Raw genomic sequence first — 17,278 nt, 5'->3', positions numbered from 1 at the left:
GCGTGCCGCTCTGCGAAACGCGGCCAGGGCTTGATGATGGCTTGTTTTAGGTAACGTCGTTATCTAAAAATACCTGGCACGCGCGGCTGCGTGCCGGAGAACGTCCATGTCCAAGAAGATCATCATCACCTGCGCCGTCACGGGCGCCTCGATGACCCCGTCCATGTCGCCCTACCTGCCGATCACCCCGGCCGAGATCGCCGAGCAGGCCGTGGCCGCCGCCGCTGCCGGCGCTGCCGTGCTGCACCTGCATGCCCGCGACCCGCAGGATGGGCAGCCTTCCAACGAGCCAGAGATCTGGGCCGGCGCCATCGACCCGATCCGCGCGCAATGCGACGCCATCGTCAACATGTCCGCCTCGCTGGGTGCGACGCCGGAGGAACGGGTGCGGGGCGTGATGGCCTGCATGCCGGAAATCGCGACGGTCATCGTCGGCTCGATGAACTACGGCAATTTCCGCAAGGCCGAGGAGCAGGGCATCGTCGACTACAAGCATGCCTGGGAGCGTGAGAGCTTCTTCGGCGCGAAGAGCTACGAGGTCGTCACCAACAACAACTTCGCCAAGATCGCCCGCACCATCGAGCTGCTGGATGAGCGCGGCATCGCCATCGAGTTCGAATGCTACGATGTCGGGCATCTCTACACCCTGGCCTACCATCTCGACCGGCACCCGCTGAAGGGGCCGGTCATCGTGCAGTTCCTGACCGGCATCCTGGGCGGCATCCCTTCCGACATCGACCATCTGCTGCACATGAAGCGCACGGCGGAACGGCTGTTCGGCGACCAGATGCAGCTGTTCATCCACGGCACCGGCATGGTGAACATCCGCACGGCGGCCCATGGCGCGCTGATGGGCACGCATCTGCGCGTGGGGCAGGAGGACAACCTGTTCGACAGGCCCGGCGTGCTCTTCAAGTCCAATGCCGAGCAGGTGACGCGCATCCGCACGGTGCTGGAGGCGCTGAATATCGAGATCGCCACACCTGCCGAGGCACGGGCGCAACTCGGCCTCGCGGCATTGGCATCCGCCGCGCACTGAAGCAGGGTCTTCCGCCTCGGGGAGGGCAGTGTTCCACGCGATGCGAATCGGCATGCGTTGGAACGCCGCCGCGGTGGTAGTTGCCGGACATGTTCGGCGCGTGTTTCAGATGAAATCAAGAACGCTGATCTTGTAGCCGACGCGTAACGGCGTGGGCATACTCAACGCATCATCTGTCGAGGAGATGATGCGCGTCCGATCCGTCTCAACACATCGAATGGCGCCTTCGCGTGGATGGGCGCTGCCAAAGGTCCTCGGCCTGTGGCCCGAAAGGCGCGCGCTGCTCGCCGGCGGCGCGGGCCTGCTTGTCGGGCTGCCCACCCGCATGCCGGCCGCGCTTGCCGGCATGACAACCACAACCACCTCCCCCACCGAAAGGATGACGAGCATGAACACCGTGGCCACCACTGATGGCGCCCAGATCTTCTTCAAGGACTGGGGGCCGAAGGATGCGCAGCCCATCGTCTTCCACCATGGCTGGCCGCTGTCGTCGGATGACTGGGATGCCCAGATGCTGTACTTCCTCGGTCAAGGCTACCGGGTGATCGCGCATGACCGTCGCGGGCATGGCCGTTCCTCCCAGGTCAGCGACGGCCACGACATGGATCACTACGCGGCCGATGCCGCCGCCGTGGTGCAACACCTGAACCTGCGCAATGCCGTCCATATCGGCCACTCCACGGGCGGCGGCGAGGCGACACGCTATGTCGCGCGGCATGGCCAGCCGCAGGGCCGCGTGGCCAAGCTGGTCATCATCGGCGCGGTACCGCCGATCATGGTGCAGAACGCGGCGAACCCCGGCGGCCTGCCGCTTTCGGTGTTCGACGGCTTTCGCGCGAGCCTCGCGGCCAATCGTTCGAAATTCTTCCACGATATCCCGGCCGGGCCCTTTTTTGGCTTCAATCGCCCTGGCGTGGAGACCATCCAGCCTGTGGTCGACAATTGGTGGCGCCAAGGCATGGCCGGCGGAGCGAAGGCCCATTACGACGGTATCAAGGCCTTCTCGGAGACCGACTTTACCGACGACCTCCGCGCCATCGATGTGCCGACGCTGGTCATGCACGGCGACGATGACCAGATCGTCCCGATCGACAACACGGCGTGCCTGGCCGTCCGTCTGCTGAAGCACGGCACGCTGAAGGTGTATGAGCGCTTCCCGCACGGCATGTGCACCACGCAGGCAGATGTCATCAATCCGGACCTCCTGGCCTTCATCAAGCGCTGACGCCTGATTGACGAGGGGCGCGATCCGCCATCGCGTCGGGGGTACGCCTGCCCCACAGGCCGAGTTCGCCCGAGGATCCCAGGGACGCGCTGCGGGTCGCGGCCGATCTCACCACCGCGGAAGGGTGTGCTGCTGGCGCTGGGTGGCATCCCGATCGGCCGTCCGGCGGCGCCCGGGGATGTCGCGGATCTCATCGCCTTCCTGGCCTTGGTCCGGGCCTCGGCCATTCATGGCGCGGACCATGTCATCGATGGTGGCACCGTCCCGACGGTGTAGGCCGGTTGTGCGCGGCAAGGCGCGCTTCCGTCACCTCGACCTCGCCGGCCGCGGCTCCAGCGCCGGAAGGCGCCAAACCTGCTCCCCGTCGATCCGCAACGTGTCGCGGCCGGTCATCAGCACCCGGATGCCGGCGCAGCGCGTGACGATGAGGTGCACGAGCCGCGCCGTCTCGGCCACGACATGCTCGCAGCCATCCAGCAGCAGCAGGGTCCTGTTCGTCAGCGCCTCCGCCAGCTGCTTCGCCTGCCAGACGCGGGGCTCACCGCCCGGCAGGAGGACCTCTGCCAGGGCGCCCGGTACCTGCCGCGGCTCGGCCACCGTGGTCAGGTCGACCAGGAATGCCGCGAGCCCTGCTTCCTGCGCGTAATGCCGCGCCGCCTCGATCGCCAGGCACGTCTTGCCGATGCCGGGTGAGCCGGTGAGCGTGACCAGCCGATGGCCGGCCAACAGCCGCACGACCTGGCCCAGCGCTTCCTCCCGCGCAACAAGTCGTGAGATGGGAAGCGGCAGGTTGGTCAGCGGCGCGGCTGGGCTGGCGGCGGCATTCGCGCCTTCAGCAGAAGCCGCCCAGTCGCCGAGCAGCCTGTAGCCGCGACCATAGGTCGTCTCCAGCAGCACGCGCTGCGAAGGGCGGCGATGTGGACCTGGAGCGTATTCTCGCTGACGGCCGCGCCGCCCCAGACGGCGGTCATGCCGCGCCCGCTGACCAGGCTGGTCGGCCGGGATGCCGACCTCGAACGGCTGGCGGCGCAGCTGCGGGAGGCGCGCCTGGTCACCGTGGTCGGCGCGGGCGGCGTGGGCAAGACACGGCTGGCACTCGCCACCGCCGACCGTGCCGCATGCCGGGCTGAGGAGGGCGTCTGGCTGGCCGATCTCGGCCCCCTAGAGGATCCGCGCCTGGTCGGGACGACCATTGCCACCGCGCTTGGCCTCGACACCGGCGGCGGCGATGCGCTGCGCACGGTGATGGCCTGTCTTGGCAGCCGGCGGGGGCTGCTCGTGCTCGATGGCTGCGAGCACCTGCTGCGGGCGGCGGCCGATGCCGCCGAGGCGATCCTGCGCAGCTGCCCATGGCCGAGAGCGCGATCTGCTCGCGGATCGTGCCGGGATACTGCGCGACGACGATCCGCTGGTCGGCGCACTGCGCTGGATCGACGGCACGCTTGCGGGCCTGCGCGACATAACCACACCCTCCTTGCTGGATCGGCTTCGTGCCTTGCAGGAGCAGCAGGAGTCGCTGGTCGAATCGACCAGGACCGCCAACTCGATCCTGCTTTCCGCGCCGGCGTCCGCCTCAACTGACGCTATGGTCCGCGCCAGACAAAGCGGGATGACCTGAGGTGGAATCACCGAAATGTCTGAATGCCCCGATCAGGCGAAGCTGGACCGTGATGCGTGCACGAAGGTGAACGCATCATGCGTCGGTCAGTGGACGCGGCGGGTCGGCATAGGTGGCGCGCGGGCGCAGCATCGTCGCGACGCCCGCCTCATCGATGGACATGTCGCGGCGCGGGCCCGCAGCGGGTCGATCAGCTCGGCGCAGACGGCATCCGCCCTCGCCGCATCCAGCGTGGCGCCCATCCGGCACTGGCGGATCTCGTCCGTGGCAAGGTGCGGCGGATCAGCCCTGACTTGCGTGGAGAGCGGGTGGGATGGATCAGGCGGCGGTCACATTTGCCTCGCAGACCGGTGCCACATCATCGCTACAGACGTGCCGAGGCGATCCGCACCCCCTCCGTCAGCGAGGCCAGCTTCGCCCAGGCGATATCGCCATGCACCGCGCCATAGCCGGCGAAGGTACCGAAGCCGCAATCGGTGCCGGCGATGACGCGCTCCGGCCCCACCATCCGGGCGAAGGTCTCGATGCGCTGGGCCACCAGCTCCGGATGCTCGACGAAGTTCGTCGTGCTGTCCAGGCAGCCGGGAATCAGCACCCAGTCCGGCGGCAGCGTCTGGTCACGCCAGACCGTCCACTCATGGGCATGCCGCGGGTTCGATGCCTCGAACAGCAGCCCGCCGATGCGCAGCTTGCGCAGCACCGGCAGCACACGGCCCAGCGCGATGTCACGGGTGTGCGGCCCCTCGTAATTGCCCCAGCAGATGTGCAGCCGGACATGCTCGGGCGCAATGTTGCGGAGCGCGTGGTTGATCACCTCCACATGCCGCTCGGCCCGCAGCAGGAATGCATCCTCCGTCAGCTCCGGATACAGCATGTGCCGACCGAGGCCGAGGTCCGGCGCATCGATCTGCAACGTGAGGCCGGCGGCGACAATGCCCTCATATTCATGCCGCATCCCCTCCGCCAGATCCGTCATGTAGCTGTCGAGGTCGGGGTGAATATCGGAGGGCTGGAACAGCGCGATGACGCCGGGCGAAGCGCTGTTCATGAAGCCCGTGGCGTAGCCTGCGCCGTCCAGGGCCTGGCGCATCAGCCGAAGGTCATGCGCCAACGGGTCCATCGACTTCACCCCAATCGGGCCCGTGCAGCGCGGCCGCCGATAGGTAGGCGTGCCGCCGCCGCGCGCGATCTTTTCAGCATAGGCCGGGAAGTCCCCGAGATCGGCCGGCATGCGGCGCGGGCTGTCGCCGGCGAAGCCCGTCAGCCGGTCCTTGATGTAGGTGGCATAGGAGATCTTGGAGGTTTCGCCATCCGAGGGGATGTCGATGCCGATCGCCTTCTGCCGGCGCAGCACCTCATGCGTCGCATGATCCATCGCGGCGTCATAGGCGGCGGGATCGGTCGGCTCCTCGCGTTCGCGCGCGAACAGGAAGTCGGCGACGATCTGGCTGCGCGGCAGGGAGCCGACATGGGTGGTGCGGATGTGGGTCATGCGGTGCGACCTCAGATGAAGCGCGGCGCGGCGGGGGCATCGCCACCGCGCACGACATAGGCAGCGACACCGTTGGAGGAGCTGGCGCGGAAGCCGCGCGGCAGGCCCTTGGGCGTGGTGAAGGTATCGCCCGGGCCGAGGATGACCTCGCCTTCCGGCGTGGTGATCTGCAGCACGCCGCGATGGACGAAGATCACCTCCTCCTCCTCCCGCACATGGCTCGGCACGCTGGCGCCGGATTCGAGGCGCAGCGCGCGCAGGTTGAAGCCATGCGGCCACCAGCCGATGAGCGGGCCGGGCTCGAAACCGTCGCCGGTGTTCGCCGGGCCGATGATCGGCAACTCCTCCACCCCTTCGCGCGCCAGCGGCGAGTTCGGGTTGGCGCGCAGGTCGCCGGCCTTGATGACGCAGCCCTGCAGACGCTCCGCCGGCGGGGTGGGCAGCGCCGCGATCTGCTCCGGCCCCGGCGGCTGCTGTCGCACCGCATTCGCAGGCACGCTTTCCCCGACCGTGGTGTCCACCAGCCGGCCGCCTTCCAGCAGCACCAGGCCGTATTGCTGCGCGAGCTCGAAGACGCGCGGTGCCCAGGTGACCTTGCCTGGGTTGTCGCGGCCGAGCACGGCGAACAGGAAGCCGGTCTCCGTGCCGATATTCTCGAAGCCGCGATACATATGGGTGGGGATGGAGATGGTGTCGCCTTCCTCCATCACCACGTCGCCTTCATCGGCATTCACGCCGAAGATCATGCGCCAGCGGCCCTTATGGGCAATGAAGACTTCCGCCGTCTCATGGCTGTGCTGGCTGTTCAGGCAGCCCGGCGGCTGGCGCGCACCGCCGATATTGAAGCCATGCGCTTCGGGGATATGCACATGCTGATTGGGATTCTCGCTGACGCCGGGACCAATGAGGGTGAAATTCTCCTTGGCGTCGGAGCCCGGCGTGCGGCTGTCGACGAAGGCGTTGCGGCAGGGGATGAGGTCCGCATAGCGGATCAGGCGGGTGCTCAGCATGGCGGTCATTCCGGTTGCAGGCGCTTGGTGGAAGCGGCGTCGAACAGATGCAGGCGGCTGGCATCGAGGCGCAGCGCCACGGTGCTGCCGATCTCGGCCCGCCAGGCACGGTCCGCCTTGGCGATGATTCGCGCGGCGCCAGCCTGCACGGTGACCAGCACCGCATCGCCGGTGAGCTCCACCGCATAGATGCTGGCGTCGAGATCGCCGCTGCCGGCAGGCCCCACGGTGACATCCTCGGGCCGCACGCCGAGCACCGCGCGGCCGCCATGGCGCGCGACGCCGGTCGTGGCGTGGAAGCCGCCGGCTGCGGTGAAACGGCCATCCGCATGATCGCCATCCACCAGGTTCATCGGCGGCGATCCGATGAAGCCGGCGACGAACAGATCGGCCGGGCGGTCATAGATCACCTCCGGCGTGTCGAGCTGGCGGATCTCGCCGCCCTGCATGACGGCGACGCGATGCGCCAGCGTCATCGCCTCGATCTGGTCGTGCGTGACATAGACGGTGGTGACGCCGAGCTCATGCTGCAGATGCTTGATCTCGGCGCGCGTCGAGACGCGGAGCTTGGCGTCGAGGTTCGACAGCGGCTCATCCATCAGGAAGACGGTCGGCCGCCGAACGATGGCGCGCGCCAGCGCCACGCGCTGTCGCTGGCCGCCGGAAAGCTCCTTCGGCCGGCGGTGCAGCAGCGGCTCCAGCTCCACCTTCGCTGCCGCGGCACGCACCTGCGCGGCGCGTTCCGCGCCCTTGATGCCGCGCAGCTTCAGGGGGTAGCCGATATTGTCCTCGACGGTCATGTGCGGATAGAGGCCGTAGGACTGGAACACCATGGCGATGTCGCGGTCGCGCGGCGGCAGGTCGTTCACCCGCTGGCCACCGATCAGGATGTCGCCCGCCGTCGGCTCCTCCAGCCCCGCGATCATCCGCATCGTCGTGGTCTTGCCGCAGCCGGAGGGGCCGAGCAGCACCATGAACTCCCCGTCGCGAATCTCCAGCGACTGGTCGCGCACGGCGGTGAAGCCGCCCCAGGCCTTGGTCAGGTTGCGCAGGCTTACGTCAGCCATGGGCCCTCACTTCACCGCGCCGCCCGTCATGCCGCGCACGAAGTGGCGCTGGATGACGGAGGACAGAAGGAACATCGGAATGGAGATCAGGATTCCCGCCGCGGCGATCAGCTCCCACAGGTCGCCGCGCTCCGTGCGGAAGCGGGTGATTCCGACCGGCAGGGTCACCGCGTTGTCACGCGTCAGGATCAGCGCGAACAGAAACTCGTTCCATGTCAGGATGAAGCAGAACACGGCGGTGACCAGCACACCTGGCCAGACCATCGGCACGACGATGTCGAGGATGACGCGCAGCCGCGTCGCGCCATCGACCAGCGCCGCTTCCTCCGACTCCGTGGGCACCGCGTCCAGAAAGCCCTTCAGCATCCAGACCGCGAAGGGCGTGACGATGGCGAGGTTGACGATGACCAGCGCCAGATGCGTGTCCAGCAGCCCGAGGTCGCGGAACAGCAGGTAGAAGGGCAGCACCACCACCACGGCGGGGATGAACTGCGTCGCCAGGATGGTGAAGAACAGCGCGCCCTTGAAGCGCATCTCGAAGCGGCTGAAGGCATAGGCCGCCAGGGTCGAGCAGGGGATGGAGATCAGCACCGTCAGACCCGCCACCACGGTGCTGTTCCACAGCGCCGCGCCGATGTTCCAGGGGGCTGCGAAGATGGTGCGGAAATTGTCCAGCGTCGGGGTGAACAGCAGCGTCAGTTCGAACAGATCGACCGGCCGCTTGAAGGCGGTCAGCGCCATCCAGACGATGGGGAACAGGATGAGGAACAGCGCCAGCAGAAGAATGGCGCTCTCCAGCCCCTTCATCACCAGCTTGCGGCGGCGTGCGGCCGTGGCGCGGGTCCCGTTCATGCGCCACCCGGCTTGCGCAGGATCAGCTTCATGTACCAGACCGCCAGGAAGACCAGCATCGCGGTGAGGATCCAGGCGACGGCGGAGGCATAGCCCATGTCGTACCAGCGGAAGGCGATGGAATAGACGAGATAGGCCAGGGTGACGGTGGATTGCCCAGGCCCCCCGCCGGTCAAGGTCACCACCTGGTCGAACATCTTCAGCGCGAAGACGGTCTTGAGGATGGCGACCACCGCCAGCACCGGCATCAGCGCCGGCAGCGTCACGTCGCGGAACACCTGCCATTCGCTGGCGCAGTCGATACGCGCCGCTTCCTCCGGCTCTTTCGGCAAGGCGGAGAGGCCACCGAGCACCACCAGAGTCATATAGGGCACCCAGCGCCAGGCATCGGAGAAGACCAGCACCAGCAGCGCGGCCACCGGGTCCGCCAACCAGACATAGCCCTGGAGCCAGGGCACCACCGCCCCGGCCAGCCAGGTGAAGACGCCCATCTCCGCATTGAACATGAAGCGGAAGGAAATACCGACCAAAGCGGGGGAGACGGCGAAGGGCAGGATCAGCACCGCGCGCGTCAGGCTGTGCAGCACGCCGGCGCGGCGCAGCAGCAACGCCAGGCCGAGCGCGCAGACAACGGTCAGCGCCACGTCGATGGCGACGAAGCTCGCCGTCACCTGAAGCGCATTGGCGAAATCCGGGTCGTCGGTCAGCGCGGTGACGTAGTGCTCCGGGCCGATGAAGGGTCCGGGCGTCAGCGACCGTGTCAGCCGCCAATCCCGGAAGCTGGTGACCAGCGACACGGCCAGCGGCCAGATCGTCGTGCCCAGCACCAGCAGGGCCGCCGGCAGGATCAACACATATTTGAGCCGGCGGTCCTGCATGCGCTGTCAGCCGCGGCGGATGATGCGGCGCACCTGCGCGGCGGCACCGTTGAAGGCTTCCGGCACTGTGCGGGTGCCCGTCGCCGCCTCGCTCATCGCCGTCTCCAGCGCCTCGCTGATCTGCGGCCATTCGGGGCCGTAGGTGATGCTCTGGGTGCGTGCCAGGCCCTCCGCGGCGAAGCGGTGCATCCCGCCGAAGCGCGCGTTCACCGCCTCATCCAGCAGGTTCGGCTGCATCACGGCGACCACGTCATTCTCGCGCGGGTCGAGCAGCACCTCGCGCTCCAGCGCCGGGTTGGCGATCCAGGTCAGCAGCTCCGCCGCTGCCTCCTTGCGCCGCGACCGGCGCGGGATGCCCCAGACCCAGGTGTTGGTGAAGGTGGTGCGCGGACGGCCTTCATAGGACGGCATCGGCGCGAAGCCGATCTGGCTTTCCGTCAGCCGGCTGGATTGCGGGTTCACCAAGGTGGAGCGCACCCACCACCACACCGGCAGCATCGCCGCATTGCCCTGGCCCATGCTGTTCACCGCGTCCTGTTCCGTGAAGGACAGGGCGCCGGCCGGCACCACGCGATGGCGGCGCAGCAGGTCCACATAGTCCTGCACGGATTGCAGGCCGGCGGTGCTGTTGAAGGCGGGCTGGCCGCGTTCATCGAACAGACTGGCGCCGCGGCCCCAGAGGAAATTGTACCAGACCATCAGGTTCTGGCCGTTGCCGCGGCCATAGGGCACGGAGACGCCGGCGATGCCGCTCTCCTTCTCCTGGACCGCCTTGGCAGTCTCGACCAGCGCATCCCAGGTCGCTGGGACCGTCAGATTGTGCTTCTCGAAAAGGTCGCGCCGGTAGAACAGCAGCTGCACATGGCCGCGGCTGGGCAGGCCGAGCAGCTTGCCGTCGTAGCGGCCCTGCCGCAGATGCGCCTCCGGCCAGCGATCCAGCGGGATGGATTTGGCGCGAACCAGGTCGTCGATCGGGTCGAACAGGTTGTTCAGGGACGCGACCCACTGGTCCATGGCGATGGCCAGGTCGTAGTCGCCGCCGCCGCCGACCATCTCGGCCGTCAGCGCCTCCCGCATGCTGGCGAAGGGCACGAAGGTGTATTTCGCGGTGATGCCGGTCTGCTCGGTGAAAGCGGCCAGCCGCGCCTCATGCGCCCGGAACTGCGAGGAGACCACGCAGAGCACCTTCAGCTCCTGCCCCGCAAAGGGCTTGCCGGGGCGCAGGCCCGGCGTCGCGGTGACGGAGGCACGGACCGGCATGGCCGCCGCGAGTGCGGCGCCTCCGGCAGCGGCCAAAACTTCACGACGGCGGATCGCCATGGTCGGTCCCTCCTCCCTTGGCGTCGGCTGGCTGCCGCGCCGATTTTTGTCCGGCTTGGCCGGCGCTTGCATACGCATGCAACCCTAACCGCGTGTTTCCCTTGCTGGCAAGCCTCAACCCGTGATGTCGTTCCGAACCGGCCGCCAGACCAGCTGTTCCGCCAGGCTGACGCAGCCCTCCGGCGGCATGCGGGCGGAGCCGCGCACCACCAGCTCGCCCCGCACCACCTCATGCCGCGTGGGCGTCGCGGGGTCCTCGATCATTTCGCAGACGAGGGCGACGGTGGCATCCACCATCGGCTGCACCGGCTGGGAGAAGGAGGTCAGGGAGAAGCTGGGCCAGCGCGCGGGCCCGGTATCGTCAAAGCCGACCAGCGACAGGTCGCGCGGAATCCGCAGCCCGAATTCGTGGCGCGCAACTTCTGCCACCGCGGTCGCCATATGATCGTTGCCGCAGAAGATCGCATCCGGCCGGTCCGGCCGCGCCAGCAGCCGACGCGCGGCCGCAGCGGCTTCTTCAAACTGGTACAGCCCGACTTCGCGCAGCGGAGGCGGATGGCCGTTCTCCTGGAGCCACCCGCAAAATCCGCTTTCGCGGTCCCGGCTGGTGGAGGAATTCTCGATGCCGGCGAGGAAGCCGAGCCGCCGGTGGCCACTGGCCACCAGGAATTCCGCGATCAACCGCCCGCCGCGCAGATTCTCGCCGGTAACGGAGGAAACGCTGGGCGCTCGGCTGGTGCGGTTGAACAGCAGCACGGGAATGCCCGCCGCCTGGCACTGATCCGCCAGGGCGGAGGACAGTGTGGTGGAGGCAAGGATCAGCGCATCCACGCGCCAGGCCAGCACCTCCTGCAATTGCGGATCCGCATGGCGGCCCGCATCGGGCATGAAGAGCAGCATCTGGTAGCCGCGCGCCTGCAATCCGCGCGACAGCGCCTCCAGCACATCCGGGTAGAAGTGGTTCTGCAGATAGCTGGCGGCGACGCCGATGATGCGGCTGCGCCGCGTGGTCAGCGACCGCGCGATGGCATTGGGGCGATAGCCGAGCTGGCGCGCCGCCTCCGCCACACGCGCGCGGGTTTCCTCCGCGATGGAGGCGCCCGGCGTGAAGGCGCGACTGACGGCGGATTGCGAGACGCCGGCGAGGCGGGCGACATCGGTCGCCGTGGCGTGCCGCTTCCGAGTCATCCCGCCGTCCAGCCGCCATCCACCAGGACGGAGGAGCCGGTCATCAGCGAGGCCGCATCGGAACACAGGAACAGGATGGCGCCCATCAGATCCTCCACCTGGCCGAGTCGGCCGAGTTTGATCTTCTGCATCACCTGGCTGCGGAAACCCTCATCCTGCAGGAAGGGCCGGGTCATCGGCGTCTCGATGAAGGTGGGGCACAGCGTGTTCACGCGGATGCCATGCGGCGCCAGGTCGATCGCCATGGCGCGCGCCACGCCCTCGATCGCCCATTTGGAGGCGCAGTAGACGCTGCGCCGCGCGCCGCCGACATGGCCCATCTGCGAGGAGACATGCAGGATGGCGCCGGGGATTTCCGCCGCGATCATGCCGCGCGCCACAGCCTGCGCCACGAAGAAGGCCGCGCGCAGGTTCAGCGCCATGACCGCGTCGAAATCCGCCGGAGTCACGTCCTGGAAGGCGGCGGGGCGGTTGGTGCCGGCATTGTTCACCAGCGCGTGGAAGGGTGGCTGTGCGGCGATCTGCGCCGCCGCACGCTCGATATCCGCGACATCCAGCACCAGCGCCTCCGCACTGCCGCCCTCGGCGCGAATCTCCGCGGCCGCCGCCTCGATCTCCTCGCGCGAGCGGGCGGCGAGCACGACATGCGCGCCGGCCTCCGCCAGCGCCGCGGCGGCGGCCAGGCCGATTCCACGGCCAGCGCCCGTCACCAGGGCGCGGCGGCCATCGAGGCGAAAGGAGGGGGTGCGGGGCAGCGCCATGTCAGTCGGCCGCCGCGCCATAGGGCACGTTGCGGCCGCCATAGCGGCGCAGCCGGATATTGGCCTGCTCGGCATGACCCACGAAACCCTCCAGCATGCACAGCCGGGAACAATAGGCGCCGATCATCGCACTGGCCTCATCTGTGAGAACCCGCTGGTAGGTCACGGTCTTCAGGAACTTGCCGACCCAGAGCCCGCCCGTATAGCGCGCCGCGCCCATGGTGGGCAGCGTGTGGTTGGTGCCAATGACCTTGTCGCCATAGCTGACATTGGTGCGCGGGCCGAGGAACAGCGCGCCGTAATTGGTCATGTTGTTCAGGAAGAAGTCATCATCCGCCGTCATCACCTGCACATGCTCGGAGGCGATGCGATCGGCCTCCCGCAGCATCTCCGCGCGACCCTGGCAGAGGATCACCTCGCCATAATCGGCCCAGGCCTTGGCCGCCACGGCGGCGGTCGGCAGGATGGTGAGCAGGCGCTCGACCTCCGCCATCGTCGCGCGCGCCAGTTTTTCCGATGTGGTCAGCAGGATCGCGGGACTGGTCGGGCCGTGCTCGGCCTGGCCAAGCAGGTCGGTCGCGCAGATTTCCGCATCCACGGTCTCGTCGCAGATGATCAGCGTCTCGGTCGGGCCGGCAAAAAGGTCGATGCCGACACGGCCGAACAGCTGCCGCTTGGCCTCCGCGACATAGGCATTGCCGGGCCCCACCAGCATGTCCACCGCCCCGATGGTCTCCGTGCCCAGCGCCATGGCGCCCACCGCCTGCACGCCGCCGAGGCAATGGATCTCATCCGCCCCCGCCAGGTGCTGCGCGGCGACGATGGCCGGCGCCGGGCGGCCCTGATAGGGCGGCGCGCAGGTGACGATGCGCGGCACGCCCGCCACCTTCGCCGTCACCACCGACATATGGGCCGAGGCCAGCAGCGGGTATTTGCCGCCCGGCACGTAGCAGCCCACCGAGTTCATCGGGATGTTCTTGTGGCCGAGCACCACGCCCGGCAGCGTCTCCACCTCGATGTCCTGCAAAGCGGCGCGCTGGTGCTGGGCGAAGTTGCGGACCTGTTCCTGGGCGAAACGGATATCGTCCAGTGCGCGCGCCGGCAGTTCCGCCAGGCAGGCGCGGATCTCCGCATCGGTCAGGCGCGAATCGGGGCGTTCCAGGCCGTCGAAGCGGGCCGACATCTCCCGCACCGCCGCGTCCCCGCGCGCGGCGATATCCGCCAGCAGGCGCTCGACCGTGGCGCGCACCTCGGTCTGCGCGGCCTCCTTGTCGGCAGCGCCGATGGAGCGCTTGAGCCAGGTCGCCATGTCGTTTTTCCCCTACCTATAGGCAGGACATTGCCCGCAAGCTGCATGCGCATGCAAGATGGGGGCTCCGCCCGGCGGCCGTGAGCCTCCATTCTGCCGTCCGCAGGGCCCGCGAGCGGGAGATGCTCCCCCGCGCTTGCTTGAATGACGTTTGTATTGCAGTTTTATGACCGCACGCGCGAAACGCGCCTGTGCGACGCCATGTCGTCCGGAGGGGGGAGGCTGCAGGCTGCGCGCGCGTCCAGGCAGAAAGACCTGGCGGCACGCACCGCTTCACGCCTTGCGCATCCGGGCTCCGTCCGCGCCGCGAAGACGAGCCGAAAAGGAAACGCCCGATGCAACGCCGCCTTCTGCTCCCGATCCTGCTGATCGGCCCAGCTGGATTCACCGCGCCGGCCGCGGCGCAGGGCAGCCTCAACCTCTACTGCTCGGTGCAGAATGAGTGGTGCCAGGCGGTAGCTACAAACTTCCAGCGCGACACTGGCATCCGCGTGAGCATGACGCAGCGCGGCAGCGGCGAGACGCTCGCCGCGATCCGCGCCGAAAGCCAGAATCCGCGCGGCGACGTCTGGTTCGGCGGCACCGGCGACCCGCATCTGGCCGCCGGCGAGGAGAACCTGACCCAGGCCTATGAGAGCGCCAACAATGGCGGGCTGCATCCCTGGGCGCTGACCCAGTGGCGGCAATCCGAACGGCGCGCCATCGGCGTCTATGCCGGCGCGGTCGGCTTCGGCATCAACACGGAACTGCTCGCCCGCAAGAACATCGCGCCCCCCGCCTGCTGGGCCGACCTGCTGGATGCGCGCTTCCGCGGCGAGATCCAGATCGCCAATCCGAATTCCTCCGGCACTGCCTATGTGGTCATCGCGACGCTGGTGCAGCTGATGGGGGAAGAACCCGCCTTCACCTATCTGCGCGGGCTGCATCCCAACGTGAATTCCTACACCCGCTCCGGCACCGCGCCGATCAAGGCGGTGGCGCGCGGCGAGACGGGTGTCTCGATCAGCTTCGTGCATGATGCGGTGACGGAGGCCAATGCCGGCTTCCCCGTGACCTACGCCACGCCCTGCGAGGGCACCGGCTATGAGATCGGCTCCATGTCGATCATCCGCGGCGCGCGCAACCTGACCCAGGCGCGGCGCTTCTACGACTGGGCGCTGACCGAGCCCGCCCAACGGCTGGGCTTCGAGGCCGGTGGCCAGTTGCAGCAGCCCTCCAACACCGCCGCGCCGCTGCCGCCGAATGCGCCTGACCTCTCGCGCATCCGCCTCATCGAATATGATTTCGCCAAGTACGGCCGGGCGGCGGAACGCCGCCGGCTGATCCAGCGCTGGGACCGGGAGGTCGGCTCCGCGCCGCGCTGATGCCGAACCCTGCCGGCGCGGAGCCCCGCGCCGGCTGCTGCCTCGCTCCAGGATATCCGCCATGTCCCTCCGCCTGATCGCCGCCACCGCGGTCGTCGCCTGTACCGCCCTGCCGCTTCCGGCCGCGGCGCAGGGCAGCCTCAACATGCTCTGCGCGCCGGCCGCCGATTGGTGCGAGGCGATCGCCGCCGCCTTCCAGCGCGACACCGGCGTGCGCGTCGCCATGGCGCGCAAATCGGCCGGCGAGATCCTCGCCCAGATCCGGGCGGAGGCGCAGAACCCGCGCACCGACATCTGGTTCGGCGCTTCCTCCGAGACGCATATCTCGGCCGCCGAGGCGAATCTGCTGCAGCCCTATACCTCGCCCAACATGGCCAACCTGCATCCCTGGGCGCAGCGCGTGCATGCCATGTCCGGCGAGCGTTGCGTCGGCGTCTCCTCCGGCGCCATCGGCCTGGCCTGGAACCGGGAGTTGATGGCGCGCAAGAACCTGCCGCTGCCGACCAGCTGGGCCGATATGCTGAACCCGGCCTATCGCAACGAGATCCAGCTGCCGAATCCGAATTCCTCCGGCACCGCCTACACCATCATCGCCGGACTGGTGCAGCTATGGGACGAGGATCGCGCCTTCGCCTATCTGGCGCGGCTGCATGCCAATGTGAACGCCTATACCCGTTCCGGCGCCGCGCCGATGCAGGCGGTATCGCGGGGCGAGACGGCGCTGGCGGCCGCCTTCAACATGGAGGTGATCTCCATGCAGCAGGCCGGCTTCCCGATTGAGATCGCCTATCCCAGCGAGGGCACCAGCTATGAGGTGGCCTGCATGTCGATCATCCGCGGCGCCCGCAACCTGGCGCAGGCGCGGCGCTTCTACGACTGGTACCTGACGCCGGCGGCGATGGATATCGGCCCGAAGGTCAACCAGTTCCACGCCCCGGCGCATCGTGGCGCGACGCCCGATGCGCGCATCCCCGACATCTCCGCCATCCGGCTGGTGGACTACGATTTCGCCGCATTCGGCCAGGCCGAAACCCGCCGGCGCATCCTGCAGCGCTGGGACCGTGAGATCGGCGCCCTGCCCCGCTGAGCCCCGCCCGGCGCGCTGAATGAACAGAGAGAACAGCATGAACCACCGTCACCTCGCGCTCGCCGCGGCCTTCCTCCTGCCGGCGCTGCCCGCCGCTGCGCAGGGCCAGCTCAACCTGTACTGCTCTGCCACGCTGGAGTGGTGCCAGCCGATCGCGCGCGGTTTCGAGCGCGAGACCGGCATCCGCGTGAACCTGACCCAGAAGTCCACAGGCGAGATGCTGGCGCAGATCCGCAGTGAGGCGCGCAACCCGCGCGGCGATGTCTGGTGGGGCGGCACCGGCGACCCGCATGTGGCAGCCGGCGAGGAGAATCTGACCCAACTGCATGAAAGCCCGCGCATCGCGGAGCTGCATGACTGGGCGCAGGCGCAGTGGCGCCAGACCCAGGGCCGCACGGTGGGCGTCTATGCCAGCGTGCTCGGCTTCGGCTTCAACACGGAACTCATCGCGCGCCGCAACCTGCCGGCGCCGCGCTGCTGGGCGGATCTGCTGAATCCCGCCTATCGCGGCGAGATCCAGATGGCCAATCCGAACAGCTCCGGCACCGCCTATATCATCATCGCCACCCTGGTGCAGATGATGGGGGAGGAGCCGGCCTTCGACTACCTGAAGCGCCTGCACGGCAGCATCAACGCCTATCCGCGCTCCGGCACCGCGCCGATCACGGCGGTGGCGCGCGGCGAGACGGCGCTGTCGCTGTCCTTCGTGCACAATGCGGCGGAGGAGGCCGCGGCTGGTTTCCCCGTCGGCCATGCCGTGCCCTGCGAGGGCACGGGCTATGAGATCGGCTCCATGTCGATCATCCGCGGCGCGCGCAACCTGCCGGCGGCGCAGCAATTCTACCATTGGGCGCTCTCCGCCCCCGCGCAGATCATCGCCAGCCAGGAAGCGAAGAAGCTGCAAACCATGGCCAATCGCGGCGTGCCGCTGACCGATGGCGCGCCCAACATGGCGACCGCGCGGATCATCGACTACGACAATGCCCGCTTCGGCGCGAGCGCCGAGCGCCGCCGCCTGCTGGCGCGCTGGGACAGGGAGGTCGGCGCACTGCCGCGCTGACGTAACGC

At 68.3% G+C, this 17,278-nt stretch carries 18 protein-coding genes; 7 read left to right on the top strand and 11 right to left on the bottom strand.

Annotation, left to right across the window (positions count from 1 at the left end; all coding sequences use genetic code 11):
* Positions 1-106 precede the first annotated feature (106 nt).
* Positions 107-1,039, top strand: coding sequence for a BKACE family enzyme (locus JJQ90_RS13955; protein ID WP_216876405.1), 933 nt, complete (start codon positions 107-109; stop codon positions 1,037-1,039).
* Between the two features lie 105 nt (positions 1,040-1,144).
* Here JJQ90_RS13955 and JJQ90_RS13950 read toward each other — a convergent pair whose 3' ends face one another.
* The gene (locus JJQ90_RS13950) at positions 1,145-1,444 is read right to left on the bottom strand and encodes a hypothetical protein (RefSeq protein WP_216876404.1); all 300 of its coding nucleotides are present in this window, start codon (positions 1,442-1,444) and stop codon (positions 1,145-1,147) included.
* Here JJQ90_RS13950 and JJQ90_RS13945 point away from each other — a divergent pair.
* Together JJQ90_RS13945 and JJQ90_RS13940 are read left to right on the top strand one after the other, a co-directional pair.
* Positions 1,428-2,264, top strand: coding sequence for an alpha/beta fold hydrolase (locus tag JJQ90_RS13945; protein ID WP_216876403.1), 837 nt, complete (start codon positions 1,428-1,430; stop codon positions 2,262-2,264). The two genes, JJQ90_RS13950 and JJQ90_RS13945, sit on opposite strands and share 17 nt — an antisense overlap.
* A 126-nt stretch (positions 2,265-2,390) precedes the next feature.
* Complete coding sequence (locus JJQ90_RS13940) at positions 2,391-2,540, top strand: SDR family oxidoreductase (RefSeq protein ID WP_230410682.1); 150 nt, start codon at positions 2,391-2,393, stop codon at positions 2,538-2,540.
* A 30-nt stretch (positions 2,541-2,570) separates the two neighbouring features.
* Here JJQ90_RS13940 and JJQ90_RS13935 read toward each other — a convergent pair whose 3' ends face one another.
* Complete coding sequence (locus tag JJQ90_RS13935; protein WP_216876402.1) at positions 2,571-3,161, bottom strand: AAA family ATPase; 591 nt, start codon at positions 3,159-3,161, stop codon at positions 2,571-2,573.
* Between the two features lie 18 nt (positions 3,162-3,179).
* Here JJQ90_RS13935 and JJQ90_RS13930 point away from each other — a divergent pair, with 18 nt between their 5' ends.
* A complete protein-coding gene (locus JJQ90_RS13930; protein WP_216876401.1) occupies positions 3,180-3,845 on the top strand; it encodes a hypothetical protein in 666 nt (221 codons plus the stop codon).
* Between the two features lie 401 nt (positions 3,846-4,246).
* Here the strand turns inward: JJQ90_RS13930 and JJQ90_RS13925 are convergent, their stop codons facing one another.
* The 9 genes from JJQ90_RS13925 to hisD all read right to left on the bottom strand — a co-directional run bounded on the left by JJQ90_RS13925 (position 4,247) and on the right by hisD (position 13,759).
* Entirely contained in the window at positions 4,247-5,374 is a 1,128-nt protein-coding gene (locus JJQ90_RS13925; RefSeq protein ID WP_216876400.1) for a cobalamin-independent methionine synthase II family protein, read from the bottom strand.
* 11 nt (positions 5,375-5,385) lie between these two features.
* Positions 5,386-6,384, bottom strand: coding sequence for a cupin domain-containing protein (locus tag JJQ90_RS13920; protein WP_216876399.1), 999 nt, complete (start codon positions 6,382-6,384; stop codon positions 5,386-5,388).
* A gap of 5 nt (positions 6,385-6,389) precedes the next feature.
* A complete protein-coding gene (locus tag JJQ90_RS13915; RefSeq protein WP_216876398.1) occupies positions 6,390-7,451 on the bottom strand; it encodes an ABC transporter ATP-binding protein in 1,062 nt (353 codons plus the stop codon).
* 6 nt (positions 7,452-7,457) lie between these two features.
* A complete protein-coding gene (locus JJQ90_RS13910; RefSeq protein ID WP_216876397.1) occupies positions 7,458-8,303 on the bottom strand; it encodes a carbohydrate ABC transporter permease in 846 nt (281 codons plus the stop codon).
* Positions 8,300-9,181 (bottom strand): carbohydrate ABC transporter permease, encoded by an 882-nt coding sequence (locus JJQ90_RS13905; RefSeq protein WP_216876395.1) that lies wholly within the window; start codon positions 9,179-9,181, stop codon positions 8,300-8,302. The genes JJQ90_RS13910 and JJQ90_RS13905 overlap by 4 nt, the downstream gene beginning before the upstream one ends.
* 6 nt (positions 9,182-9,187) lie before the next feature.
* Positions 9,188-10,501, bottom strand: coding sequence for an ABC transporter substrate-binding protein (locus JJQ90_RS13900; RefSeq protein ID WP_216876393.1), 1,314 nt, complete (start codon positions 10,499-10,501; stop codon positions 9,188-9,190).
* Between the two features lie 114 nt (positions 10,502-10,615).
* The gene (locus tag JJQ90_RS13895; protein WP_216876391.1) at positions 10,616-11,689 is read right to left on the bottom strand and encodes a LacI family DNA-binding transcriptional regulator; all 1,074 of its coding nucleotides are present in this window, start codon (positions 11,687-11,689) and stop codon (positions 10,616-10,618) included.
* Positions 11,686-12,450, bottom strand: a complete 765-nt coding sequence (locus JJQ90_RS13890; protein ID WP_230410681.1) for an SDR family NAD(P)-dependent oxidoreductase — start codon at positions 12,448-12,450, stop codon at positions 11,686-11,688. Before JJQ90_RS13890 ends, JJQ90_RS13895 begins: the two co-directional genes overlap by 4 nt.
* 1 nt (position 12,451) lies before the next feature.
* On the bottom strand, positions 12,452-13,759 hold the full coding sequence (hisD, locus tag JJQ90_RS13885) for a histidinol dehydrogenase (RefSeq protein WP_216876387.1): 1,308 nt from the start codon (positions 13,757-13,759) through the stop codon (positions 12,452-12,454).
* 335 nt (positions 13,760-14,094) lie between these two features.
* Here hisD and JJQ90_RS13880 point away from each other — a divergent pair, with 335 nt between their 5' ends.
* The 3 genes from JJQ90_RS13880 to JJQ90_RS13870 all read left to right on the top strand — a co-directional run bounded on the left by JJQ90_RS13880 (position 14,095) and on the right by JJQ90_RS13870 (position 17,270).
* Positions 14,095-15,123: an ABC transporter substrate-binding protein gene (locus JJQ90_RS13880; protein WP_216876385.1), complete on the top strand. Its 1,029-nt coding sequence runs from the start codon at positions 14,095-14,097 to the stop codon at positions 15,121-15,123.
* A 61-nt stretch (positions 15,124-15,184) separates the two neighbouring features.
* On the top strand, positions 15,185-16,210 hold the full coding sequence (locus tag JJQ90_RS13875) for an ABC transporter substrate-binding protein (protein WP_216876383.1): 1,026 nt from the start codon (positions 15,185-15,187) through the stop codon (positions 16,208-16,210).
* A 37-nt stretch (positions 16,211-16,247) separates the two neighbouring features.
* Positions 16,248-17,270 (top strand): ABC transporter substrate-binding protein, encoded by a 1,023-nt coding sequence (locus JJQ90_RS13870; protein WP_216876381.1) that lies wholly within the window; start codon positions 16,248-16,250, stop codon positions 17,268-17,270.
* Positions 17,271-17,278: the final 8 nt, after the last annotated feature.

It is taken from the genome of Falsiroseomonas oleicola (genome assembly GCF_019029495.1).
Lineage (GTDB): Bacteria > Pseudomonadota > Alphaproteobacteria > Acetobacterales > Acetobacteraceae > Falsiroseomonas > Falsiroseomonas oleicola.
Note: the sequence above shows the minus strand (reverse complement) of the source record. Positions and strands in the feature narration are given on the sequence as shown.

What these genes read in the sequence shown, in the direction of transcription:
- JJQ90_RS13945 (WP_216876403.1), top strand. Translation starts at nt 1,428, where the DNA reads ATGAACACCGTGGCCACCACTGATGGCGCCCAGATCTTCTTCAAGGAC.
- JJQ90_RS13955 (WP_216876405.1), top strand. Translation starts at nt 107, where the DNA reads ATGTCCAAGAAGATCATCATCACCTGCGCCGTCACGGGCGCCTCGATG.
- JJQ90_RS13925 (WP_216876400.1), bottom strand. Translation starts at nt 5,374, where the DNA reads ATGACCCACATCCGCACCACCCATGTCGGCTCCCTGCCGCGCAGCCAG.
- JJQ90_RS13895 (WP_216876391.1), bottom strand. Translation starts at nt 11,689, where the DNA reads ATGACTCGGAAGCGGCACGCCACGGCGACCGATGTCGCCCGCCTCGCC.
- JJQ90_RS13900 (WP_216876393.1), bottom strand. Translation starts at nt 10,501, where the DNA reads ATGGCGATCCGCCGTCGTGAAGTTTTGGCCGCTGCCGGAGGCGCCGCA.
- JJQ90_RS13915 (WP_216876398.1), bottom strand. Translation starts at nt 7,451, where the DNA reads ATGGCTGACGTAAGCCTGCGCAACCTGACCAAGGCCTGGGGCGGCTTC.
- JJQ90_RS13930 (WP_216876401.1), top strand. Translation starts at nt 3,180, where the DNA reads ATGTGGACCTGGAGCGTATTCTCGCTGACGGCCGCGCCGCCCCAGACG.
- JJQ90_RS13880 (WP_216876385.1), top strand. Translation starts at nt 14,095, where the DNA reads ATGCAACGCCGCCTTCTGCTCCCGATCCTGCTGATCGGCCCAGCTGGA.
- JJQ90_RS13920 (WP_216876399.1), bottom strand. Translation starts at nt 6,384, where the DNA reads ATGCTGAGCACCCGCCTGATCCGCTATGCGGACCTCATCCCCTGCCGC.
- JJQ90_RS13875 (WP_216876383.1), top strand. Translation starts at nt 15,185, where the DNA reads ATGTCCCTCCGCCTGATCGCCGCCACCGCGGTCGTCGCCTGTACCGCC.
- hisD (WP_216876387.1), bottom strand. Translation starts at nt 13,759, where the DNA reads ATGGCGACCTGGCTCAAGCGCTCCATCGGCGCTGCCGACAAGGAGGCC.
- JJQ90_RS13910 (WP_216876397.1), bottom strand. Translation starts at nt 8,303, where the DNA reads ATGAACGGGACCCGCGCCACGGCCGCACGCCGCCGCAAGCTGGTGATG.
- JJQ90_RS13870 (WP_216876381.1), top strand. Translation starts at nt 16,248, where the DNA reads ATGAACCACCGTCACCTCGCGCTCGCCGCGGCCTTCCTCCTGCCGGCG.
- JJQ90_RS13890 (WP_230410681.1), bottom strand. Translation starts at nt 12,450, where the DNA reads ATGGCGCTGCCCCGCACCCCCTCCTTTCGCCTCGATGGCCGCCGCGCC.
- JJQ90_RS13905 (WP_216876395.1), bottom strand. Translation starts at nt 9,181, where the DNA reads ATGCAGGACCGCCGGCTCAAATATGTGTTGATCCTGCCGGCGGCCCTG.